At 57.7% G+C, this 22,744-nt stretch carries 20 protein-coding genes; 12 read left to right on the top strand and 8 right to left on the bottom strand.

Annotated features, from left to right (window positions below):
- Positions 1 to 28: 28 nt before the first annotated feature.
- Both ACIX8_RS19435 and ACIX8_RS19440 read right to left on the bottom strand, forming a co-directional pair.
- The gene (locus tag ACIX8_RS19435; protein ID WP_014267092.1) at positions 29 to 1,489 is read right to left on the bottom strand and encodes an ATP-binding protein; all 1,461 of its coding nucleotides are present in this window, start codon (positions 1,487 to 1,489) and stop codon (positions 29 to 31) included.
- Entirely contained in the window at positions 1,470 to 2,147 is a 678-nt protein-coding gene (locus ACIX8_RS19440; RefSeq protein WP_014267093.1) for a winged helix-turn-helix domain-containing protein, read from the bottom strand. The genes ACIX8_RS19435 and ACIX8_RS19440 overlap by 20 nt, the downstream gene beginning before the upstream one ends.
- Positions 2,148 to 2,408: 261 nt before the next feature.
- On the opposite strand from ACIX8_RS19440, the gene ACIX8_RS19445 reads away from it, so the two are divergent.
- The 9 genes from ACIX8_RS19445 (at position 2,409) to ACIX8_RS19485 (ending at position 11,709) form a co-directional block, all read left to right on the top strand.
- Positions 2,409 to 3,458 (top strand): type III polyketide synthase, encoded by a 1,050-nt coding sequence (locus tag ACIX8_RS19445; RefSeq protein ID WP_014267094.1) that lies wholly within the window; start codon positions 2,409 to 2,411, stop codon positions 3,456 to 3,458.
- Positions 3,448 to 4,173: a methyltransferase domain-containing protein gene (locus tag ACIX8_RS19450; RefSeq protein WP_014267095.1), complete on the top strand. Its 726-nt coding sequence runs from the start codon at positions 3,448 to 3,450 to the stop codon at positions 4,171 to 4,173. Before ACIX8_RS19445 ends, ACIX8_RS19450 begins: the two co-directional genes overlap by 11 nt.
- A gap of 180 nt (positions 4,174 to 4,353) precedes the next feature.
- A complete protein-coding gene (locus ACIX8_RS19455) occupies positions 4,354 to 4,989 on the top strand; it encodes a DUF2306 domain-containing protein (RefSeq protein ID WP_014267096.1) in 636 nt (211 codons plus the stop codon).
- Between the two features lie 158 nt (positions 4,990 to 5,147).
- A complete protein-coding gene (locus ACIX8_RS19460; RefSeq protein ID WP_014267097.1) occupies positions 5,148 to 6,278 on the top strand; it encodes an NAD(P)/FAD-dependent oxidoreductase in 1,131 nt (376 codons plus the stop codon).
- A gap of 53 nt (positions 6,279 to 6,331) precedes the next feature.
- Complete coding sequence (locus tag ACIX8_RS19465; RefSeq protein WP_014267098.1) at positions 6,332 to 6,895, top strand: YceI family protein; 564 nt, start codon at positions 6,332 to 6,334, stop codon at positions 6,893 to 6,895.
- A gap of 44 nt (positions 6,896 to 6,939) precedes the next feature.
- On the top strand, positions 6,940 to 8,322 hold the full coding sequence (locus ACIX8_RS19470; protein ID WP_014267099.1) for a multicopper oxidase family protein: 1,383 nt from the start codon (positions 6,940 to 6,942) through the stop codon (positions 8,320 to 8,322).
- Entirely contained in the window at positions 8,315 to 9,127 is an 813-nt protein-coding gene (locus tag ACIX8_RS19475; protein ID WP_014267100.1) for a hypothetical protein, read from the top strand. Before ACIX8_RS19470 ends, ACIX8_RS19475 begins: the two co-directional genes overlap by 8 nt.
- Positions 9,128 to 9,163: 36 nt before the next feature.
- Positions 9,164 to 10,549: a cytochrome c3 family protein gene (locus ACIX8_RS19480; protein WP_014267101.1), complete on the top strand. Its 1,386-nt coding sequence runs from the start codon at positions 9,164 to 9,166 to the stop codon at positions 10,547 to 10,549.
- A 674-nt stretch (positions 10,550 to 11,223) separates the two neighbouring features.
- A complete protein-coding gene (locus tag ACIX8_RS19485; protein WP_223295389.1) occupies positions 11,224 to 11,709 on the top strand; it encodes an O-methyltransferase in 486 nt (161 codons plus the stop codon).
- A gap of 114 nt (positions 11,710 to 11,823) precedes the next feature.
- Here ACIX8_RS19485 and ACIX8_RS19490 read toward each other — a convergent pair whose 3' ends face one another.
- Positions 11,824 to 15,807 carry a choice-of-anchor D domain-containing protein gene (locus tag ACIX8_RS19490; RefSeq protein ID WP_014267103.1) on the bottom strand — a complete coding sequence of 1,328 codons (3,984 nt, stop codon included), beginning with the start codon at positions 15,805 to 15,807 and terminating at the stop codon, positions 11,824 to 11,826.
- A gap of 639 nt (positions 15,808 to 16,446) precedes the next feature.
- The gene (locus ACIX8_RS19495; protein WP_014267104.1) at positions 16,447 to 17,256 is read right to left on the bottom strand and encodes an SDR family NAD(P)-dependent oxidoreductase; all 810 of its coding nucleotides are present in this window, start codon (positions 17,254 to 17,256) and stop codon (positions 16,447 to 16,449) included.
- Between the two features lie 90 nt (positions 17,257 to 17,346).
- Here ACIX8_RS19495 and ACIX8_RS24820 point away from each other — a divergent pair, with 90 nt between their 5' ends.
- Positions 17,347 to 17,985: a TetR/AcrR family transcriptional regulator gene (locus ACIX8_RS24820; protein WP_052310665.1), complete on the top strand. Its 639-nt coding sequence runs from the start codon at positions 17,347 to 17,349 to the stop codon at positions 17,983 to 17,985.
- Between the two features lie 64 nt (positions 17,986 to 18,049).
- Here ACIX8_RS24820 and ACIX8_RS19505 read toward each other — a convergent pair whose 3' ends face one another.
- A complete protein-coding gene (locus ACIX8_RS19505; protein ID WP_150110677.1) occupies positions 18,050 to 18,322 on the bottom strand; it encodes a hypothetical protein in 273 nt (90 codons plus the stop codon).
- A gap of 130 nt (positions 18,323 to 18,452) precedes the next feature.
- On the opposite strand from ACIX8_RS19505, the gene ACIX8_RS19510 reads away from it, so the two are divergent.
- Positions 18,453 to 19,655, top strand: a complete 1,203-nt coding sequence (locus ACIX8_RS19510; RefSeq protein ID WP_014267106.1) for a TIGR03118 family protein — start codon at positions 18,453 to 18,455, stop codon at positions 19,653 to 19,655.
- A gap of 167 nt (positions 19,656 to 19,822) precedes the next feature.
- Here ACIX8_RS19510 and ACIX8_RS19515 read toward each other — a convergent pair whose 3' ends face one another.
- From ACIX8_RS19515 to ACIX8_RS19525, 3 genes are all read right to left on the bottom strand, one after another.
- Positions 19,823 to 20,728 carry a hypothetical protein gene (locus ACIX8_RS19515; RefSeq protein WP_014267107.1) on the bottom strand — a complete coding sequence of 302 codons (906 nt, stop codon included), beginning with the start codon at positions 20,726 to 20,728 and terminating at the stop codon, positions 19,823 to 19,825.
- Positions 20,729 to 20,821: 93 nt separating this feature from the next.
- Entirely contained in the window at positions 20,822 to 21,283 is a 462-nt protein-coding gene (locus ACIX8_RS19520; protein WP_014267108.1) for a GNAT family N-acetyltransferase, read from the bottom strand.
- 10 nt (positions 21,284 to 21,293) lie between these two features.
- Positions 21,294 to 22,058 carry an SDR family oxidoreductase gene (locus ACIX8_RS19525; RefSeq protein WP_014267109.1) on the bottom strand — a complete coding sequence of 255 codons (765 nt, stop codon included), beginning with the start codon at positions 22,056 to 22,058 and terminating at the stop codon, positions 21,294 to 21,296.
- A 58-nt stretch (positions 22,059 to 22,116) separates the two neighbouring features.
- Here ACIX8_RS19525 and ACIX8_RS19530 point away from each other — a divergent pair, with 58 nt between their 5' ends.
- The gene (locus tag ACIX8_RS19530) at positions 22,117 to 22,734 is read left to right on the top strand and encodes a GNAT family N-acetyltransferase (RefSeq protein ID WP_014267110.1); all 618 of its coding nucleotides are present in this window, start codon (positions 22,117 to 22,119) and stop codon (positions 22,732 to 22,734) included.
- The last annotated feature ends 10 nt before the right edge of the window (positions 22,735 to 22,744 follow it).

Below are 22,744 nucleotides of genomic sequence, written 5' to 3' on the forward strand. Positions count from 1 at the left end.
GCAGGACTTTGATCGCTGGGTCATAAAACTATCCCTTTGCGAGAGCAAGGCTGTTTGATCCTGCCTTCGGGGCGTCCTTCCATGACGGGAGCGTGATGGAGAGTCGGGCACCCCCTTCGTCACGATTGGTCGCCGTGACGCTACCTCCATGAACGCGGACGACGGCCTCGACGAAAGCAAGACCGAGTCCGTGTCCGCGCGACTCCCGCCCTCTGACCCTTCGCTCGAAGAGATGGCGGAGCACATCGGCGTCAAACCCGGGGCCATCATCCTCTACGGTCAACATCGCCATCTCTTCGTTGGTTTGGAGCAACAGAGAGACGGTGCAGGATGCGGGCAGGTGTTTGAGTTCGTTGTCGAGCAGATTGGCAATGACGCGATGAAGAAGTGCTGCATCGGCGAGTACCTTGATGGAACCCGCACTACGAATCTGAATTTCGAGACCCTTGTCGTTCATGCAGGGCTCGTAAAGGTCTAGCATCCCTCTTACCAGCTCATCCAGGTCGATCTCGGTGCGTGACAGCCTGAGCGCATCGGCTTTCGCCTCAGCCACGTCGAGCGAAGTGTTGAGAAAATCAGTGAGCCGATCCAGTTCGTCGATCGCCGAAACAATAGGGTCGACTTTCACCTCGTCGGACAAGGCCGTCTCCAACTTGCCTCGTATCGCGGTAAGAGGACTCCTCAGGTCATGCGCGAGAGAATCCGTAATCGTGTGCAGCTGATGAACGGTGCTCTCGATCCTGTCGAGCATATGATTCAGCGTGCGAGCTAAATGGGCGACTTCATCGTTTCCTCTGGCGTTGGGAACGCGGCTGCTCAGATCCGATTGGCCGATGCGCGATGCCGCTTCCGTAATCTCACGCACGTGACCCAGCATCCTCCGCGTTGCGTAGAAGACGATCACGAAGCCCAGCAGCACAATCGCGAGCCAGAGCGTAAGAAAGCGAACCCTCAGGCTTCGCAGTACTCGCAGTTCATCTCTCTCCGAGAGTCCGAGATAGATGTGACTGCCATCCGCAATTCGCACCGCGGCTACTCGAAAGGGGACATTGAATCCCTTCACCTGAACATCGTAAGGAACGTCTGCCAGGGCCTTTGTAGACCGAATCGCTGCGAGATGGGCAGAACCGTCTCCTGCACCAACCCAAAGTTTGGCGGGTCCGTCGTCTCCCGCCTGGAGGAAGAAGACGGCATCATTTTCGTTGCCGCTGGAACGTTGACGATTCGGGACTTCCCGGCTCGCTAACTCCGCGATCTCGCCAACCACGCGGCTGTAGAGACGGTCTTTCGGAGTTCTTTGCGCCACATCCCCAAGGACCTCCACTTCGCCGGATAGCCACGCATCGCTTCGCCGCTGGATATCGTTCGCTACAAACCGATGGAGCATCGCGAATACCAGCATGGTTCCAATCGCGAATGCGAGCGTAGCCCAGAGCGAGATACGCCAGGCGGCACTGCGCATAATTGGATTAGGCGCCTTTGAGGACATAGCCGATACCTCGCAGTGTCTTGATCAACGGCTCACGGCCGGCAGTATCGATCTTGCCTCGCAGCCTGTAAATGTGAACATCGACCACGTTCGTGTCTGGTTGAATCCGCATGCCCCAGACCTCCTTCAAAAGCATGGAACGAGTTACAACTCGGCCGGCGTGTCGACAGAGGTACTCAAGAAGCACGAACTCCTGCGGACTCAGGTTTAGAACTTCATCGCCTCGAGTGGCTCTGCGTTTAAGCATGTCCAACTCCAGGTCACAGACCCGGAGACGCATCGCATCTTCAGCCTGTGAGGAGTTGCGCCGCAGAAGGTTCCGCATCCGCGCGAGCAATTCTGCGATGGCGAACGGTTTCGTAAGGTAATCATCGCCACCGAGTTCCAGGCCCTTCACCCGGTCGTCTACCGACCGCCGCGCGGAAAGAATCAGTACGGGACTCGTTACTCCGGATCTGCGTAATTGCAGGATGAGGTCGATACCATCCTGATCCGGAAGTCCTAAGTCGACAATAAGACCGTGGTAGACGTGTTTGGACGCTAACTCGGTTGCGGCGCTTCCGTCTTCCGCCGTATGCACTTCGTATCCCGCCTCCATCAAGGACTGCTTAACGAAGCTCTGAATCTCGGGTTCATCCTCGACCAGCAGAAGTCGCATAGATCATGGTAAGACATTTTGATTCGCGAGTTGCATACTCCAGAACACTGCAAGATGACGATTGCGTCATCTACGTCTTTCTCAGCAAGGGCGAGCAGGGCCGGTCTCCAGCGCTCATACTTCCCGACGCATCATGATGCCCGTTGCATCCTCCATGAACAAATCGTCATGCTATTCGCTTCCGGCAAGGTGCTATCAAGAGAGCAACGGTCTCGTCTCAAAGAGTAGCCGTTGTGTTTCCTGGCTGAGGGCCCATTGCACATGACTACGGCTTACCTGAACCGCATCGCCACTGCCGTACCGGAGCACGATGTGCATAACGCCTTCGTCGTCTTCGCAGAGCAGATGCTTGCCGAGCCGCGTCTGCGTTCGGTCTTCCGCCGCATGGCAGGCCGAGCTGACATCGCGAGTCGCTACTCATTCCTCGACCCGCGGAAAGGTTCGCTGAATGACGCGAACGAGTTTTATCGGCTAGGTAACTTTCCCAGCACGGCGCGGCGTATGGAGCTGTTTGAGCAGAGCGCTCCGGTGCTGATGAGGCGGGCTGTAGACCGGCTTGCGCTCAATGAGAAGGAACGCTCCGGCATTACGCATGTGCTGGTGACCTGCTGCACAGGGCTCTATGCGCCGGGGCTGGACTTTGAGATCGTCGACCACCTCGGGCTTTCGTCGGGCGTGGAGCGCACGATGGTTGGATTCATGGGATGCTATGCCGCGATCAATGCGCTGAAGCTGGCGCGGCACATTGTGCGCTCCGATCCGAGGGCAGGTGTCCTGATGCTTAACCTGGAGCTATGCACGCTGCACTTCCAGGAGACCCAGGAACTGGAGCAGGTGCTCTCCTTCCTCGTCTTTGCCGATGGCGCGGCGGCGAGTCTGATTAGCGCGCGCGAGCAGGGCTTTGCACTGGACAGCTTCAAGGCGCTGATGGTGCCCGGGACGAGCGGGCTGATTACTTGGAAGATTCGCGATCTCGGATTCGACATGCTGCTCTCAGGACAGGTGCCCGGCGAACTGGGCCGTGCTCTACATGAGAGTGAGCTGATGGCCGAGCGCGAGGACATCGACCTGTGGGCAGTGCATCCCGGCGGGCGTTCGATCCTGGATGCGGTAGAGATGAGTCTGGAGCTGCCGACCGATACGCTCGCGGCGTCGCGCGAGGTGTTGTCATGCTTCGGCAACATGTCTTCGGCGACGGTGATGTTTGTGCTGCAGCGGATCATGCAGCAGGCGCTGCCGGGGCAGCACGGGTGTGCGATGGCGTTTGGACCGGGCCTCACAGCAGAGACGATGCGCTTCCATGCGGTCTAGCGCCGAGTTTGATTTCAGTCGCCGGGTCTCTCCGCGCGAGTTGCCGGAGCTGATGGATGGCGAGTGCAGCTATGAGGATTTCCGCGATTGCCTGCGCAGTCTGGAGCAAGTCAACCGCTGGCTGCTGGGCTATCGGCCAACACTGGCTTGGCTGGAGCGGTTGCCGCGTAAATCACAGGAGCAAGTGCATATCGTCGATGTTGGCAGCGGCGGTGGCGATCTATTGCGGCAGATTGCAGGCTGGGCTCGGAGGCGTGACATCGCTGTGCATTTAACAGGGATCGACTTGAATCCTTATGCGGCACGTGCGGCAATGGAGTCGACGCCGAAGGAGCTCGGAATCGTATGGGCTACCCAGGACGCTCTGGAGTATCGACCGAAAAAGCCGATGGATATCGTCGTGAGCTCGCTGATGGCGCATCATCTGGAGGATGACGAGATCGTCGCGCTGCTGCGGTGGCTGGAAGCGACTGCGCAGGCAGGTTGGTTTATCAACGATCTGGAGCGGTCGGAGTGGGCGAGCCGGACATTTGAGTGCGTGGCAGAGGTAGCGGGGTGGCACCGATTTGTGCGGCATGATGGGCCGGTGTCCTTTCGGCGGGCTTTCCAGAAAGAGGACTGGGTGCGGCTGCTGGCGATGGCTGAAATCCCGCAGGCATCTGTGACGATCGAGCATTGGAGGCCGGGACGGCTGTGTGTGGGGCGGTGGAAGTGAGGTCGGTTTTAGTGGCTGTAAACGGACACACTGCGGCGGCGCGGGCCGATGCCAATTGCAATAAGCGGCTCTCACTGTCGCTAGAAACCCGGCACCAGGAGAGCAGTAACCCAGTGATTTCGCACTCGTTCGATCATTTCCGCTCAACTCATTCACGTCTAACCCTCTGAGAGGCGAACCATGCCAACTCCCACGCTGTTAGCACCCAGCTCCGCCGGTTCCAGATTCAAGACGATTCTCTGGGTCGCGCTTGGTCTCACCGTGCTCTTTGTCTTCATTACCTCGGAACTGCTCCTCATCACCGACTATCCGATGTACCACGCCTACCGTCTGCAGGTCATCGCCGACCGTCATCTCCTCATCCCGCATACGCTCTCCGGCGTGCTGGCTCTCCTCATCGGCCCCCTCCAGTTCTCATCAAGATTTCGTCAACGTCACCTCAAGATCCATCGTGTCCTCGGCCGTATCTACGTCGTGTCCGTCTTTATCGGTTCCTACACGGGGATCGCTCTCGCAGCCGGCCGCCCGGGTCTTCCCGGAACCTCCATGCAGGCTGCCGCGTGGATGGTCTGCACCGCCGCCGCTTTCGTCACGGCGCGCAACCGCCAAATCGTCGCACACCGCCAATGGATGGCGCGCTCCTATGCCGTTACCTTTACCTTCGTCTCCAGCCGCGTACTCAACCTCTGGCCCCGCTACTGGAGCCATCTCGGCGACAGCTTTGCCGCGGTCGGCGTCATCGCCTTCACCCTCGCCTCCCTGCTGATCGTCGAACTCGGCATCAACTGGCACGAGCTCACCACCCGTCGTGCCTGACCGTCGACGAGGAGGCCATCAAATTCTCAGGACATCCTGACCGGCTCGAAAATGACGATTTGTACAGAATGACATTTCAACCCGCTTTTTGGACGTCTACTAGAAAGATGGATCCCGCTGGAAAGCGATTGAACATCCAGTAAATCAGGAGCAATGCTTTGCCAGAAGAAGTTCTGATCGTCGGTGGTGGAGTGGCAGGCTGCGCCGCTTCGATCGCACTCGCCCGCAAGGGACGGGGCGTCACGCTGATTGAACGCGAGCCCACTTCGCGCCATAAGGTCTGCGGAGAGTTCCTGAGCGGTGAGGCTCTTGAGGACCTGCATGCTCTCGGCATCGACGTGGCCTCGCTTGGGGCGGTGCCTATCGATTACGTTCGCCTCGCCGCAGCCAGGCGCGCCGCGGAGGCTCCGTTGCCTTTCCCCGCGGCTTCGCTCACGCGCAAGGCGCTCGATACAGCACTCATCGCCGAGGCCGTCGCGGCTGGAGTCCGCGTAGAGCTCGGTCGCAGTGTGCAGGCGCTCAACCGTACGACAGCCAACGTCTGGCAGGCGACGCTCGATGACGGCACGACCCGCGAAGCCCAAACCGTTTTTCTCTCCACGGGCAAGCACGATCTCCGCGGCCACACGCGCCCGAAGGACCCGGAGCAGTGGGTCGCCTTCAAGATGTACTTTCGCCTGACTCCCGCACAGACCGCTGAGCTGGCGGACGCCTCCGAGTTGATGCTCTATCCCGGAGGCTACGGCGGTATCCAGCCGGTAGAAGGCGGCGTAGCAAACCTCTGCTGCGTGGTGCAACAGAAACATCTTGCACGCGTGGGCCATCGCTGGGAGAACTTCCTCGCGAAGATGCAGCAGGACTGTCCACACCTCGCGATGAGGCTTGCCGGTGCGGAGCCGTTGCTCGCCAAACCGATCGCCATCACCCATATCCCGTATGGTTACGTTCGCCGCACAACCGAGGAGGGGCTCTACTGCATCGGCGATCAGGCAGCCGTCATCCCCTCGTTTACTGGTGACGGCATATCCATCGCGCTGCATACTGCCCGCTGTGCCGCCGCTGCCTATCTTGCAGCGGAGCCGGCGCCGCTCTTCCAGGCTAAGCTCCGTTCCGCACTGCTGGCACAGATGCGCCTCGCCGAGTTCGCCGCCGATGGCTTGAACAACTCACTCGCACGCGCTGTATTGCCGTTTTGCCTCAGGGTCTGGCCGGGCGTGATGCGCGTAACGGCAAGGCTGACACGAGTCGCCCAGAACACTGCTGTTGCCCCTCAAGCAGTCGCCGGCTGAATTCCTCCACGCCCAAACCACTCTCAGGAATCAACGTATTCAGGACAGATGCAATGAAATCCTTCGCAGCTTTAACCCTCGCCATCATCCTCGCTCCAGCCGCACTCGCCCAGCATCAGACCTTCGTCGTCAATCCCGATGCCAGCGAGGTCAGGATGACGCTCAAAACAACCCACGAAGTTGTCAACGGCACCTTTCACATCCAATCGGGATCGATTGAGTTTGACCGGAGCAATCCTAAGATGTCGGGTACGGTGACCGTTCTGGCCGGAAGCGGCAAGACCGGGAACGACAGCCGTGACAAGAAGATGAATAAGGACATTCTCAAGGTGGAGCAGTACACAACGGTCTCCTTTGCGCCCAAAACCTACACCGGAACAATCGCTCCCTCCGGTGACTCGACCATTCAGGTAAGCGGAGTGTTCACCCTGCTCGGCAACCCTCACGACCTGACGATTCCAATGCAAATTCACAGGGATGGATCGAAGACAACGGCGAGGGCACAATTCGTCATTCCCTATGTTCAGTGGGGTCTCAAGAACCCAAGCTTCCTGATCTGGAAAGCGGACAACGACGTTGCGATGGATCTCAATCTCGTTGGCCAGGTTTCTAACTAACTGCACTCACTTTTCATGGAACGCTATCGGAGCTACAAAGAACTATGCGCAATTCCGTGTCTCCCCCTGCACTGACACGCAGACGCTTCACTCAACTCTCTGGAATGGCGATTGGCTCACTCGCGCTGTCCGGCGCGGCCCGTGCGGCATCGGCAGCGGACGTGACGCTGGAGATTGCGCCTTACACCCTGGAAGCTTCGCCGAAGCATCACATCCGGACCGTGGCTTACAACGGCCAGATTCCCGGGCCGTTGTTTCGGATGCGTGAGGGAGAATCGCAGTCTGTTGAGATTCGGAATCTGACGAAAGATTCCGAGGTTGTTCACTGGCACGGCCTCTACCTGCCGCCGGATATCGATGGAGCCATGGAAGAAGGCACACCGATGATCGCGCCTGGTGCGTCTACGCGTTACACCATGACCCCCAGGCCCGCAGGCTTCCGCTGGTATCACACGCATACGTTCGCGGGGAAGGATCTCACCAAGGCACAGTACAGTGGGCTGCACGGCTTCCTGCTGATCGAACCGCGTGATAACCCCGCTGCGTACGATCGCGAGGTCATCCTTGGACTCCATGACTGGAACGGGCAATTCCTGAGCAGCGACGACGGCTATATGAACCCGGTCTACGACGTGGCAACGATCAACGGCAAGATGCTCGGCTCTGGAGATCCCATCAAGGTCAAACAAGGCGAGCGCGTCATGATGCACATCCTCAACAGCAGCCCAACCGAGGTTCACTGGATTTCATTCTCGGGGCACAGCTTCAAAGTGGTGTCATTGGATGGAAATCCCGTAGCCCAGGCTCAAACAGTTTCCATGCTTCGGCTCGCCCCCGCGGAGCGCGTCTCTGCCCTCGTCGAGATGAACAATCCCGGCGTATGGGTTCTGGGCGAAGTCCGCAAACATGTTCAAGCCAGCGGGATGGGCGTAGTCATCGAATACGCCAACTCTTCCGGCAAGCCGGTGTGGACACAACCGGAGGATCTTGTGTGGAACTATCGCCAGTTCGCAGCGGCAGGCGATGCCGCACAGCATCAAGACGTAAAGGCAATCGAGCTGATCTTTAACTCCAAGTTTCAGGGACACGGAAACGAAGAGCTATGGCTGATCAACGGTCTGAGCTATCCCCAAAACTCCACACCAGCCAACGCCCCTCATCTGCAGACCGGACAGCGATACCGTCTGGTCATGAAGAACAAGAGCATGGATGACCATCCTGTTCATCTACACCGGCACACGTTTGAGATTCGCCGCATCGAGAAGAGCCCAGAGATCGCCGGCGTGCGTAAAGACGTGGTGCTGGTGCATGCCGGTGAAACCGTCGAGGTAGAGTTTGTGGCCGACAATCCTGGCAAGACACTCTTTCACTGCCACCAGCAGGATCACATGGATCGGGGATTCATGATGGTGTTCGACTATGCGTAACTCAACGATCAGGCTGGCCGTCAACGCGGTCCTCGCAATCGCGGCCCTCTTGTGCGTGCAATCCACCGTGGCACAAGGAAACTATGAGATCCAGGTCTACGGCGCGGACACCGTTGCACCGAAGACACTGATGACGGAGTTGCACTCCAACTTCACACCGGAAGGCCAGAAGAGCGACATCGATGGCGTCATCCCGACCAATCATCAGGAGCACGAGACGCTCGAACTTACCGAAGGCATTACGAGCTGGTCGGAGATCGGGTTCTATGTGTTTACCAGCGAGCAGAATGGTCACGGAGTGCAGTGGGTTGGGGATCACATACGCCCGCGCGTCCGCGCACCCGATAGCTGGCATCTTCCGGTAGGTCTCAGCCTCTCTACCGAGATCGGCTACCAGCGCGCCGTCTACTCGCCGGACACCTGGACGTGGGAGATAAGGCCCATCATCGATAAGACCCTGGGCCGGTGGTATCTTGCGGTCAACCCGGCACTGGAGCGCACCTTCCACGGTCCCGATGTAAAGCAGGGGCTGGGCTTTTCTCCGGGCGTAAAGGTGAGCTATGACTTCACACGCGTGGTGAGCGGCGGCGTCGAATACTACGCCGACTATGGACGCCTCGGAGCGTTCGACTCCTTGCATAACCAACAACAGCAAATCTTCGTCGTCACTGACCTGAATACTTCGCCCAAGTGGGAGATCAATATCGGAGTAGGAGTTGGACCCACCGCAGGGACAGACCACCTCATCGTGAAGGGCATCCTGGGCAGACGCTTCGATTGGGGGCGTCATTCGCGGATCGAATAATCCGCACCACATAGAGTAGCTTGTCGAGGTCGTCCTATGAAGATTACGAAAGCCGCGGTGATTGCCTGTGTATCCTGCCTCGCGGTAGGTGCCCTCAGCGCAGCAGTCATCGAATGGCATGGCTTCCGCGCTTCCTCCAGCCCAAACGCATTTGGGACAACAACCATAGCAAGCTCGGTGCGCGACTCTGCGATTCCGCCCGTGGAACATCGCCACGTCAATACCGTCGCCGTCCTCCATTCGGATGCAACCCAGAAAGCAGCAGTACCGCAACAGGCCTCAAGTGCAGCGCACTATGTAGGCTCCGAGTCTTGCCAGAAGTGCCACGCCGCCATCTACGAGCGCTGGAAGAAGACCCCGATGGCCAACGTGGTGCGCGATCCGAAGACGCATCCGGATGCGATTATCCCCGATCTCAATACCAACGACATCGCCAGGTTCACTGTCGATCAAGTGGCCTTCGTTTATGGCAGCAAATGGAAGCAGCGCTACTTCACTAAGATCGGTGACGACTACTACCCGCTTCCGGCACAATGGGACATCGGCAATAAGAAGTGGATGAAATACCACGTCCCGGACACTGGCGCTGACTGGTGGACCGCGTTCTATCCATCGGACAACATGCAGCGTCCCACCGGGCCCACCTGCGATGGATGCCACTCGGTCAACTATGACATCCACACCAAACAGGTCACAGAATGGAATGTCGGCTGCGAGCGCTGCCATGGCCCCGGCAGCGAACATGCTGCGCACCCCACACGCACCAACATTCTGAATCCATCCGGGATGGATGCCGTCGCCTCCAACGACACCTGCATTCAGTGCCACTCCCAGGGACAGCCCCGCAACGGGCTCATCGAAGGCAAAGCCTACGATTGGCCCGTGGGCTACCGCGTGGGTCTCCATCTTGCGGACTTCTGGAAGCTCGAAGACGGAACGCTCGGACAAACCGATTTTCTGCACTTCGCTGATGGCACGGCGCACAAGAACCGGATGCAGGGCAACGATTTTGTCCAGAGCGTCATGTACCGCCACGGTGTGACCTGCGCCTCCTGTCACGATGTTCACGGGACGGATAACGAGGCGCAACTACGCAAACCCGCGGACAAACTCTGCCTCGACTGCCATGGTCCAACCTCTCCGAACGGCCCTTACACCGCGACACTCGAAGAACATACTCATCACAAGGATGGCAGTCCCGGCAGCCAGTGTGTAGCGTGCCACATGCCCAGGATCGAGACACAAGGTGTCCCCGGCTCGTTCGTTAGCTCTCACACCTTCCGCTTCATCACCCCGGCCATGACCGACAAGTACAAGATGCCGAACCCGTGCACGTCTTGCCATACCGACAAGTCCACGGCATGGGCCAGCAAAGAGTTGTCGTCGTGGAAGACGACATCACCCTGGCGCGTCGCACCATGAGCAAAGAACGTAGCGGTTCGCAGATGTTGATCTGGCACAGACTGCAAGTGTGTTGAGCATTCGTTCGCTGAAGAATCAGCGTTACCCCATAGCGCGAAGCGCAAACCGTGACGCTTCAGCGTCGCGGGGCGGAGGGAGCCGTAGCCTTTAGGCTACGGAATAAGGGCCAAGCGAGAATTGGGCTTTAGCCCCGGGCCTTTTGTTCGCAGCCGAAACAAGGCCCGAGCCTGGGTAGTGTCTGACGAATCGAAGCCCCTGGTTTTAGAGCGAAACCAAGCTCCCTGCACGCATAGCTTTTGTTCTTCATTCCCCCACAGAATCGTCATCCTGAGCGGAGCGTCCCGGCTTTTGGGGACGCGCAGTCGAAGGACCCCGAGGGTTGACCTCTTGCCCAAACCTCTTGCACCTTTTCTCCCTCGAGCGCTCGAGCCTGGACTCTCGTGCTGGAAAAAGCCCAACCTATGGGTGAGATCAAGTCCTTCGACTCCGCACCTCCTAAAGATTAGCTGCGACACACCACACGATCAGAAATATTGATAAAGCTTCCGCCGGACTCAACAATCCGTATGCTCTAACCCATGGAAGATCTGGCTTACATCGTCGAACCACCGCAAGTGTCCTTCATCAAAGAAGAGACCATCAGGCTAGGGTTTGGCATGCCTTCGGAACCGTTAGTGGGAACACTCTTGCGAACGCTCGCGGCCTCGAAACCAGCAGGACGATTCCTGGAGTTGGGCACTGGAACAGGCATAGCGACGGCGTGGCTGCTCGCGGGTATGGACGCAGCCTCAACACTCGTCAGTGTAGATACCGATGCAACCGTGCAAGCCGTTGCCCAGGCTGTCTTAGGAAACGACCCTCGGCTCAAGCTGCTCCTGTCCGATGGATTTGACTACCTCGGAGCACAAGCACCCGGATCTTTCGACCTCGTCTTTGCAGATGCCATGCCCGGCAAATACGACGGACTGGAGGCGGCCCTCGCTGTCGTGCGGATCGGAGGCTTCTACGTGATTGACGATATGTCCCCGCAACCCAATTGGCCGGAAGGTCATGCAGCGAAGGTTCCCGCCTTGATGGAGCAACTGGCTCAACACCAGGATTTTGTACTCCTGCCTCTCGTGTGGTCCAGCGGAGTCGCTGTAGCAGTTCGCAGAAGCTGATCGGAGTGTTCGTTCCTGCGGTAATGCTCCAGATTTCCAAACTCGACCTGGTTTAAAAACGAATGGCTGTCGGGAACCTCCCGGCAGCCATTCGTTCTTGGGTGCGTCGCTCTGTTACTGCACAGTCAGGGTGATGGTTTGGGTGTGGCTGGCGCCGCTGCTGGCGTTTGCCGTGACGGTGTAGGTATAGGTGCCAGCGGGGGTGCCGTTGGGGTTGGAGGTAACGGGTGGCGTGCTATTCCCACCGCAGCCAATGGCGGGAATGCAAATGACAAGAAGCAGGGTGAGCAAACCGGCGATCCGTAGGGGCAGCTGGCCACGACGACGCGTGCGTGCGACAAAGAGCATCAACAGACCGGCAAGACCGAAACCGGCAGTTGCCAGCGAGGGAGCTTTTGGCCATGAGACAAGCGCGGAGCTGCTCGACGCGACGCGGGAGGTCGTTGTGATGGTCACTGTTTGGGTCACAGGTGTACCACTCACGGTAAAGGCGGCAGCAGGAGCGGTGCAGCTAGCTCCAGTAGGAGCGGGGCTTGGGCCGGTGCAGGTTAGAGTGACCGTTGTGGTCCCGGCGACAGGGGTGAAGGTCAGAACGATGGAGGCAGGAGAGCCTGCAGTCACCGTCTGTGTGACCGGTCCTGTGCCATTCGGTCCGCTGATGGTAAAGTCCGCCGTCTGGCCAATGCCGGTAAGGCTGGCAGTGGTGGCTCCATTGGTCGTCACGGTCAGGGTTCCGGTACGCGTACCCACGGCAGTTGGCTTGAAGGAGACAGTCACGATGCAGGTTGCGTTAGCAGCCAGCATCGTGCCGCAGGTGTTGGTCTGAGTGAAGTCTCCAGTAGATACGCTGACAAGAACGGGAAGTGTGATTGCCGCGCTATTGGTGACCGTAACCATCTGCTGCGTGGTGCTGCCGAGGGCTGTTGTGGGGAACGATACCGCAGTGCTGGAGAGGCTGGGCGGTGTGGGCACTGGAGCGCTGCCTGTGCCGGTGAGGGTCGAGGTATAGGTACCGCCGCTGGTGACGACGGTAAGAGTGCCGGTACGTGTTCCCGTAGCCGTTGGCGTAAGAACTACGTTGATCGTGCAGGTGTTGGGTGTAGTCGCAAGAGAGGAGCCGCAGTTGCTGGTAGCCGTGTAGTCACCGGTAGCGGTGACGCTGGTGATGTCGATGGCGGCTTCACCCGTATTGGTGAGGGTGAAGACCTGGCCGGAGGAGGCGACGCCGACGGTGGTGCTACCGAAGTCGACTGTGGCCGGGGTGAGGGTGGCGCTGAGGGTAGGCGCGGGCAGGGCGAAGTAGCCCATCGCCGCATCGTGGTCGGACGTACGGGCGGGGGTAGTTGCATCGTTGTAGGCGGTCAGCGGGAAGTCTGCGTCGAGGTGGGCGTAGACGAACTGAGTGCCGGCTGCGAGTTCCGGAGTGACGACCATGTGGTCGAGGATCTGGGCGTCGCCGTCTTCGACATAAGACCAGCGGTCGCTGGGCGCCATGTTGAGGGCCAGGTCGACCAGTGACGGAGTAACGAGACCGGCCGTACCGGGCTGTACGACCTGATCGGAGGGAAGGATGTTGACGTTGGTATAGGTTGCGAGGGTGTCGGTGTAGCCGTCGGAGAACTCGAAAGCGTTGAAGTCGCCACCGGAGATGACGTGCTTTCCGGCTGCCTGCAGGGTCTGGATGTACTTGGCGATGTCCTCGGCTTGAAGCTCTTTCTTCTGCCGAGTCGAGGTGGAGGTAGTGCTATCGACGCCGGTCAGCGCCTTCATGTGGTTGACGATGACGGTGACCGGGTAGTCGGAGGCGCCGGCCCGCTTGATGCCTGCGCTGAGAACCATCCAGGGGCGGTCGTTCAAGGTGATCGGGCTGTTTGAGGTGGTTGGGGTGAAGGTCTCACCCTGGCCAAACTGCGTGACGCTGAGCTGATCGACGGTACTGTTCTTCACCAGGAAGCCGACGGAGATGCCAGTGCCGTCCTGCGTGAAGTAGGTGGTGTTGTCGGTGCTGTAGCCGGTGTAGAGGTTCGGGACGCCGGCGTCGCTATTGATCTGGTTGGCGATGTCGGTAGCTACGCTCTGGTTCTCAACCTCTTCGATGGTAACGATGTCCGGGGTATTGAGGACGTTGCGGATGGCAAGCGATAGCTTCTGCAAGCGACGGCTATAGGCTGCAGGCGTAAGCGTGGCGGCCTCTGACGTAGCCGTCGTGCCCGAGGATGGGACGAAATAAAGGTTGTCCGTCGAACTGGTGTTGTAGAAGCGCTCGATGTTGAAGGAGGCTACGGTGAACTGTTTACCTGGGGTGGGAGCGGCAAGAAGTTGGGGTACCATGCCCGGCACAACCTTGGTGCGGTTGTAGCTGGCGTCGAGGATGAGGCGGCTGGGATCGAAGAAGCTGTCGCTCGAGAAGGTGAAGTCGAGAACACCGGTGACGCTGGGAAGTACGGCGCCAGTCGATATCTCGATAGAGGTACCACCGGCGATGGTTGAATCGACCAGGATACGCTCCGGGTTGTCGTCGAAGTGAGCCACGTTCGCCGGAAGAGGCGTGAAGGGATCGCGGATGTCGATACCGGGTTCACGGAAGGGACGAGGGGTACTGCCGATGACACCGTAGAAGTATCCGGTGGAGGTGGCAATCTCGGCGTCTTCGTTGGCATCGGTGATGGAGCCGTTCGTTCCTGAGACGGCTGTGATCGAGTCCACTGCAACACGCATCCCTTCATAGGGAGTGAGTTGATAAAGACCGCCCGAGGGGGTCAGCATGGCGGCAGTCAGAGTGACCGCCGCGGGAAGCGGGTTGCCGGTGCTGAGCAGAGTGATGGTGGGCGAACCGCTGATCTCGGTTGCGGGTGTATGACTGGCGGTAATGGCTGGAAAGGTGGCTACAGTTCCGGTCACCTGTACCAGGTTGCCGATGGCTGCAGCGGCAGGTGGCGCGGAGCTGGTGAAGACCTCGATCCCTTCAGGGGTCAGCGGATCACCGTCAGGAGTTTGAGACTGGATGAAGAAGCCGTTTGAGAGGACCGTCGTTACGATGCCGGTGGTGGTTACCTTCTGTCCCACAAACGGAGAGATCGTGGCAGCGGTGGTCGACTTCTTGCCCTGAATGGCAGGGATGGCGACGGTGGGGGTGGGCTGGGTGACCGAAAGGCTGATGCTGGTCATGGCCGTGTGAGTCTCGGCGTCCGCGACGGAGATGGGGAGGACGATCGGGCCATCGGTTGTGGTGTTCGCTGTCGTGGAGAAGGAGAAGGTGCCGTCACCGTTGTCAGTAAAAGTTTGAGTCTGGGAGCCGCCGATCAGGCGAAGGTCTCCGGTGACCGTGATGCCGGTGCTGGCGGGAGAGGTCGCAGGCGTGACGGTGACGGTAAGCGTGACGGGCTGATTCGCATCGACCGTAGCAGGGTTGGCCACACCGATTGCACTGAGCGTGCCAACTGATCCACCGAAGGTCGAGTTACGGGGATTCGCTGGGTTGACAATCGAAAAGTCGCTGCCGTTATTGTTCGTATCGACCGAAGAGACGCTGCGGATGATGGAAGCGGTATTTACAGATTTGCCGGCAGGCGCCGCTGCGGGGGTGTTGCCTTCAGAGCAGTTCGCCGTCCCGAATCCTACAAAATCAAGAATGGTTGCCCCGGTGGGGCAGGAGGTCGTTAGCGGGGTGGTATTGCTGACGAGAGCGACCTTGCCGGCTGTGGCCGAGAGATTAATGACAAAAGACTGGCTGACATTGGCGAGAGTCAGAATCAGATCGGGCGTAGGTAGCGCCTGGACCGTCGTGGCGCCGGCGGCGGCCTCAATCAGGAAGTAATGACCGGCCGGTAGAGACACGGCGGGTAGAGTGGCTGCATTCCAGCTCGTTCCGGTTGAGGACGCGTATTGAACGGAGAGACCACCCAAATTGATGGGAGCGCTGCTCGCGTTGTAGAGCTCAATAAAATCGTTGGTATAGGTGGCAAGCGTGCCTGCGGAGGTGCTACCGTTGCCACCGCCGCCGTAGAGCTGGGAGATGACGAGGCCGGTCTGGCTGAAGGCTGGAAAGGTAATTGCGAGGAGCGCAAAAAGAAGTAGAGAGAAAGACAATTTTTTCAAAAGAAACCTCAGTACAAAGATCACGGCCCGGTATGGCTGGGAGTAAGCGGGAGTCGAGCAACCACAGCTTTGCTGTAGTGCCAGGAATAGAGAATTGGGGGGACGGATATTTTTAGCACACGGGATAGACCCGAGATGTCGTGTTTGTGTGAATTTCAGGGGAATTTGGCGCAGAACTACTGAACACGGGCTTTTACAGTACGGCATAAACTATCGTTGAGGCACGGATCGGAAGGGCATAGCTTCAGCTATGCCATGAAAGTTGCTCCGAAGGAGCCTACCGCTCTGCCGAAGACCCGGGCCCCGGCGAGCCGCTTTTGCTCGCTGGGTGGTAACGCCGGAGCTAAGGCGTAGCCGGAGCGACTAAATTGCTTTCCTCGTTACCGCCGAGCCTGTACAGGGTCCACCAAGGGTATTTGTGGTTGGGGCGATCTGTTTCACCACAGCCAACGAAAACAATTCAGGCGTTGCGCCCTGCGGGCTCCACTCCAGCCTTCGGCAGAGCGGTAGAAACCATAAACGCAGCTTCTATGGCAGGGTTGAAACCCTGCCCTTCCGTTCTATGCCTCAACAAACTGCTTGTACCGTTCGATGCAAATGCAATTGGATGACACACCCTACACCTAGGAGGAAACCGCTTTAGCGATCGAATCCCATGCTTTTGGATATATGCGCGGCGATTGCAGCCGTTGTTTCGCGTGGAAGGATGCGACTGATCCAGGTTCCCGCGCGGGTGCTAAAGCGGCCCGGATACGATAGAACCTTCCCCCGCACGTAATCATCCAGAGTCCGGCGAGCGACGCTTTGGGCGGAGTCCATCTTCTCCCGCTTGACCGTCGTAGGGCTCTGAGTGAAAAACTCCGTCGCCGTTGGGCCGGGGCTCGCTATCATCATCCGAACACCGGAACCTTTCATCTCCTGCGCCAAAGCCTCGCTGAGCAGAAGAACAAAGGCCTTCGTCGCGGTATAGGTCGCGTTGTAAGCGAGGGGTTGGAACGCTCCGTTGGAACCGATGTTGATGATGCCGCCGCTTCCGCGCTCCATCATCTTCTTTCCCAAAAGGTGCGTGAGCGCCACGAGACTATGCGCGTTGACGATCACAGGCGTCAACTCCTCTTCAAGGGACCTGCTGAAGAACTTTCCGCTATAACCGACAGCCGCGTTGTTCACCAGCAAGTCGAGTTCGATACCCATCCGCTCAAGGCTTTCCACAATCTTCCCCGGCGCAGACACGTCGCCCAGGTCCGCCTGAATCACCTCAGCGCGCACCTTGTAGTCGCGGCGCAGAGCCACGGCAAGCGTTTCCAACTCGGCCTCCGACCGCGCTACAAGCACGAGATTCGAGCCTCTGGCGGCAAGCTCTTCGGCATAGGCTTTGCCCAGCCCTTTCGAAGCTCCCGTGACGAGAGTGAACTTCCCCTTGTAGTCGAACCTTTTCTGCTGGGTCATGTGTTGGGCCTCCGCAAACGACAACGATCGATGTCGTTTTAACAACAATAATCGTTGTCGTATGATGCGTCAAGGAATGTTACGAACGGAGTGACCTTGAAAATCTGGAAGGACGACGATCCAAAAGCCTCCCTGATGGAGCGGAAACGAGCGCTGATCGTACAGGCTGCGCGGGAAGCATTTTTAACCGGAGGGTACGCGGACACCTCCATGGACAGCATCGCGAAGAGTGCCGGCGTATCCATCAAGACCGTCTATCGCCACTTTGAGAACAAAGACGACTTGTTCATTGCGGTAATGCAGGCCGCCTGCTCGGTCGAGACCCATGAGAAGCCGCGCGACTGGCCAACGAAAGCCCCTCAGACCGGCATCTATCTCGCCGCCGTCGAGTATCTTCGGCATGCTTTGTCTGCCGAGCAATTAGCCCTCTATCGGGTTGTCTTACGCGACGCCGGAAGGTTCCCGGAGCTTGGTAAGCGATACTCCGCAGAGGTGATCGAGGGACGCAACGCGCTGTTCGTGGAGTACCTGAATCGGTGGAGCCCTTCGCAGGGCTGGAAGATCAAAGACGTCCTTGGAGCGGCAAATGCCTTCGCCGGCCTGTTGCGTTCAGGCTGGTTCGAATCGGTCCTGCTTGGAACGGCAGCTATCGAAGAAAAAGCGTTATTACGGCATGCCAAGACCGGAGCAGTGCTGATACTCATTCTGATCGAGTCCCGAAAGCTATAGCTACGTTCGTCGAAGGCCACGGCTGAAGCTGTTGCCTTTGCTGTTGCGGTTGCCTTTCTTGTTGTCATTCCCGCAGGGAATCTGCTTTGGCTTTGGCTTTGGCTTTAGCTTTGGCTTTGGCTTTGGCTTTGGCTTTTCTTGTTGTCATTCCGAGCGCAGCGAGCGAATCTGCTTCCTCCCGTTCTTCGTTCGAACTACCTCTACAGCAAGTGGCCTGGCCTGTATCAGCCGGGCTAAAAACGGGAAAAAACAACTCCTCCACCATCACCACAAAATTCATGCAGAAAAAGAGCATCGCCGGGAATGAAATCCGTTCACGATTGTTCCTCACTGACATGGAACCTTAATCCCGCAATCCGGCGGGCCAGAGACCAGGACCGCGTAGCGAACGACGTCTCGTCTACGCGATGCAACGATCGGACCGAATCTTTCGGGCCGATCAAAGATCGTCATGGAGAGGTACGTAGATGAAAGGTATTTTTCGGCTTCTAACAATCCCGGCGATCATGCTGGGAATCGTCGCTTCGGCAAGTGCACAAAACTACACGCAGGTGAATCTCGTTTCGAACGTGCCCGGAGTGGCGCCCACCATCGATCCACTGCTGGGAAACCCCTGGGGACTGGCACGAGGTCCTGAAAAGACCTGGTGGATGTCGGATCTAAACTTCAATGCCGCCACCGTCTATAACGATTCTGGAGTGAAGCTACCGATTTCACTCTCCATCCTGCCTCCGCCTCCCGCCGGATCGCAACCGGTCTTTGATGGTCCTGCCGGCATATTCTTCAATGAACATCACTCCAAATTTCTTGTAGCCTCGGACATTCCAGCGGAATTTCTGTTCACTTCCATCGGAGGAAAGATTGCCGGATGGAGCCCGGAGCTGCAGACGTCCCAGGGCACGGCTGGTTCGACACAAGCAGTGATCTTGGTCAACAATACTGACGGCTCGGCCTATACGGGACTGACAGAAGCCTTCATCAACGAAACCCCTTTTCTCTACGTCGCCAACTTCACCAAGGGTCGCATCGATGTTTATGACCAGGGCTTTCATCTCGTTACTCCTGACACCCTGAACAAGCTGCAGAACTCCTCCTCACCCAGCAGTGAAATCAATCAAAAAGCTTTTTCCGATGACCAATTGCCCGCTGGCTTTGCGCCGTTTAACGTACAGGCTGTTGGGAACCAGTTGGTAGTAACCTATGCTCTCCTTGCTGCCGGATCTCAACTGGAGACGGATGGTCCTGGGAATGGCTACGTTGATATTTATAGTTCGACGGGCAGGCTTGTCCGCAGACTGGAACACGGAGATTGGCTGAACGCTCCGTGGGGCGTCGCTCTTGCGCCAGGGAACTTCGGCAGATTCAGCAATCATTTGCTGATTGCTCAGTTCGCAGGTGCTGGAAGCACGCAATCCAGTGGCAATATCGCCGCCTTCGATCCGCAGAGTGGAAACTTCGAAGGGTTCTTACCCGATTCGGCAGGAAATCCCATCTCGGTCAGCGGCATCTTCGCAATTCGCTTTAATGAAGCAGCCCACAACTCCGATTCGTTCGGCCAGCACTGCTCCGCGAGACTCTACTTCACCTCTGGACCTGATGGCGGAGCAAACGGTCTCTTCGGCTATCTGACTCCCACTTCGGCGGCTTCGGAGACTCAGAGTTGTAATTGAGTTACTTCCTATCAACAGAGCCTAACCCCAAAAGCCTGTCATTCCGAACCACCAACAGGAGTGGAGAGATGACAGGCTTCTGGGTAGTTTGTAAGTACAACTGTAGTGCTTCAGCACTTCGCCTACGAGAAGAAACCTATGCCGCAAGCCGCACAGTGCGGAGGTATTTACGATTCCGATCGCTGCGACATCTGCCAGGTAAGAACTGTAAGCAATGCGAGCGCCACCCAGTCCAGAAAATACTGGCTCTCACTCAGGAATGCCAGCGACAGCTTTACCGGAAGGTAAAAGCTATAAAGTGTGAACCGGATCATATTGCCCTGGATAAACAGGATCAGCAGTGCAAACTGCAGGAAGCGAACCATAGGGGCAGAAGAGAGTCTCGACCATGTCAAGGCAGCCGCCACGATGCAGGCAACAACCACTTCGGTAGTCAGCATATAAGCGGGAACTAGAAAGTGCCATGTCAGGGGAAGCCGATAGATGGGCGCATGATCGAGATAAGAGATCGACTTCAGAAATGGCTCATACAAACGGATCAGCAGGGGATGAATCGCACCTCCCAGGACGCCTGCCATAACGATGATCCCCATCGTCTTTCGCCATGGTTCCCGTATCTTCAGAACGACTAAAACCGTAAAGCAGCCCGCGAGCAGGCAATAGAGAAGCTCTGGAATCTCTGAAAGAAAGGAATACGCATAGGCTGTCGTGAAGACACCCCCCATCACAATGCCTAGAATCTCCTGTTTAATCGTGGCGTACAGAACGCTAACGACAAGGCATTGAAGAAACATCGAAAGGCGTGCGAGTCTGGGTCGCGCGAGTTGATAAAAGACAGCTAACGCTACGATCGAGCACACCTCTTTGAAAGAAGAAGCCCACTGAGGCACATGACTACTGTCGGGAGGCGGCACGTGCATCACATTCAGCATGAACACGTGAATGCTTGCGGGAAACACAAGCGTAATCAGCATCCCGGTCAGCAGCACCGGCCAATTGAGCCTTGCATTTGTCTGGATCGCAATGTCTTGAGTACGGCTAAAAGATGTCTTAGTTATTGGATCGACACTCACGAAGGAACTCCCTGGATAGAAAACACATTGCCCTTCTTTCTATTCCACGGTTTTCTTCGAACGCCTGAAAGACCCAGTCCCTGGAACCACCGCTCAAAGAGACAACTGGTAGCGGCACTTCTTCGGATGTCCGTGACGATGAATCGTACAGGTTACGGGAACATCCACAATCTCCTGCAGGATCGCACCTGCAGCTTCACAACTCCGCCGCGACGCTATATTCTCCGGATCACAAGTAATCCAGAGAACATGAAATCCAAGAGAGCGGGCCAGCGGCATCAGAAGCTTCGTCGCGCGAGCTGCATAGTGATGGCCTCTATGCTCAGGCACAACCGAATAGCCTATGTGGCCGGCGTAGCGTTCGATGTGTGCACTCCGCCCAATCCGTAGATTGATCGTGCCAAATTCCACTTTGGTTCGAGGATCGACCATCCGAAAGAAATAGGTAGGCACCTTGTGCACTGAATGCCCTATCGTCTCTATCCACTGGAGAGCAAGCCCCCCTTCCTCCAATGGGCCGACACCCTCTTCCACCAGTTGGCTTAACTCATTCATACTGGAATTCTCACCCACCCCACTCGGTACTGCCCACATAAACAATCGCGCCGGTCTCATGTTTTTCGTTAAGTGCACCATCGACGATTGCCGCAGCAAACTCCTCCACGTCCGGAAGAGAACCCGCCTCTTCTTTCCGTCCTGCAATCAGCCCCGGATACTGTCGTTGCAGCAGCTTAGGCGTAATCGTCCCTTCAATCAGATCGCCGCTGATAATCACCAGCCGAATTCCCTTTTCTGTCAGCTCGGGAATCATGGCTCGAAGCGCATCCTCTCCCGCCTTCTTACTGATGGCAACAGGCTCGTACCCCGGATACACGGGCTTCGTCCCGTAGAAATGAGCCAGATGGCTCGTCACGAACACGATCTTTCCTCCCGGCCGCATAAGCGCAAGAGCGCCTCGCACAAGATTGACCTGGGCATGCAGATTGAGATTCATGGCATAGTCCGCAGCCTTGTCTGTCTCCAGTCCACCGCTGGCATTCAGAACGAGGATGTCGAGTTGTCCCCAGGCCTGCTTGATCTGGTCAAAGGTAGCCTCGATATCCTTCGTCTCCGTAATGTCAGCTTGTAGGAGAAGCGTCCGTCTTCCCAGGTCCGAGATCGCCTGGGCTACCTCTTCAGCCCGCGGCCTCTTGCTGCGGTAGTTGATCGCCACATCAGCGCCGAGTTCCGCCAGTTGACGGGCCACGCTGGCTCCGATACCGCGGGAGGCCCCGGTCACGAGGGAGGTCTTACCGAGCAGCGGGAGAGAGGATGTCACTTGTTCTGTCATGGCAGGTAGTTTATCCCCGATACGTACCCCGGCTCGTCGCGCGCATAAACTATCGTTCATGCCCCTCACCTCAACGCAAGCGTCGGACAAATTCCAGCCGATCACGCTCACAGGCCGCCATGTTCAGCTCATACCTCTCTCGGTAGACCACCAGGAGGGCCTGAGGTCAGCGGTACGTGACGGCAACCTCTGGGAGCTCTGGTACACGAGCATCCCTTCCCCGGAAGGTATGCTCGCAGAAATTCAGCGACGCCTGGCCTTGCAGGAAGCCGGATCGATGCTCCCCTTTGCCATCATCGACAGAGCGACAGAGGAGATCGTCGGCATGACCACGTATATGCACATCGATCAGGCCACGCCACGCGTGGAGATCGGATCGACCTGGTATGCCCAGCGAGTGCAGCGTACAGCTCTGAATACGGAAGCGAAGCTCCTGCTGCTCACCCATGCCTTCGAAACGCTGGGTTGCGTCGCAGTCGAGTTCCGCACGCACTTCATGAATCGACAGAGCCGTCGCGCCATAGAACGACTCGGCGCAAAACTCGATGGCATCCTGAGAAATCATTTCCTCACTGAAAACGGAACACTACGCGATACCTGCGTCTACAGCATCCTCATCTCCGAGTGGCCCACCGTTCGTACCCACCTGGAGCATCAACTGGCAAAACGCCCCTGATCTCGCCCAA

Source organism: Granulicella mallensis MP5ACTX8 (assembly GCF_000178955.2).
Lineage (GTDB): Bacteria > Acidobacteriota > Terriglobia > Terriglobales > Acidobacteriaceae > Granulicella > Granulicella mallensis.

Bases quoted from the DNA above. Each gene is read 5' to 3' on its own strand.
- ACIX8_RS19495 (WP_014267104.1), bottom strand. From the start codon at position 17,256: ATGACCCAGCAGAAAAGGTTCGACTACAAGGGGAAGTTCACTCTCGTC.
- ACIX8_RS19520 (WP_014267108.1), bottom strand. From the start codon at position 21,283: ATGAATGAGTTAAGCCAACTGGTGGAAGAGGGTGTCGGCCCATTGGAG.
- ACIX8_RS19475 (WP_014267100.1), top strand. From the start codon at position 8,315: ATGCGTAACTCAACGATCAGGCTGGCCGTCAACGCGGTCCTCGCAATC.
- ACIX8_RS19455 (WP_014267096.1), top strand. From the start codon at position 4,354: ATGCCAACTCCCACGCTGTTAGCACCCAGCTCCGCCGGTTCCAGATTC.
- ACIX8_RS19480 (WP_014267101.1), top strand. From the start codon at position 9,164: ATGAAGATTACGAAAGCCGCGGTGATTGCCTGTGTATCCTGCCTCGCG.
- ACIX8_RS19440 (WP_014267093.1), bottom strand. From the start codon at position 2,147: ATGCGACTTCTGCTGGTCGAGGATGAACCCGAGATTCAGAGCTTCGTT.
- ACIX8_RS19450 (WP_014267095.1), top strand. From the start codon at position 3,448: ATGCGGTCTAGCGCCGAGTTTGATTTCAGTCGCCGGGTCTCTCCGCGC.
- ACIX8_RS19525 (WP_014267109.1), bottom strand. From the start codon at position 22,058: ATGACAGAACAAGTGACATCCTCTCTCCCGCTGCTCGGTAAGACCTCC.
- ACIX8_RS19505 (WP_150110677.1), bottom strand. From the start codon at position 18,322: ATGTCAGTGAGGAACAATCGTGAACGGATTTCATTCCCGGCGATGCTC.
- ACIX8_RS19445 (WP_014267094.1), top strand. From the start codon at position 2,409: ATGACTACGGCTTACCTGAACCGCATCGCCACTGCCGTACCGGAGCAC.
- ACIX8_RS19470 (WP_014267099.1), top strand. From the start codon at position 6,940: ATGCGCAATTCCGTGTCTCCCCCTGCACTGACACGCAGACGCTTCACT.
- ACIX8_RS19530 (WP_014267110.1), top strand. From the start codon at position 22,117: ATGCCCCTCACCTCAACGCAAGCGTCGGACAAATTCCAGCCGATCACG.
- ACIX8_RS19465 (WP_014267098.1), top strand. From the start codon at position 6,332: ATGAAATCCTTCGCAGCTTTAACCCTCGCCATCATCCTCGCTCCAGCC.
- ACIX8_RS19435 (WP_014267092.1), bottom strand. From the start codon at position 1,489: ATGTCCTCAAAGGCGCCTAATCCAATTATGCGCAGTGCCGCCTGGCGT.
- ACIX8_RS19510 (WP_014267106.1), top strand. From the start codon at position 18,453: ATGAAAGGTATTTTTCGGCTTCTAACAATCCCGGCGATCATGCTGGGA.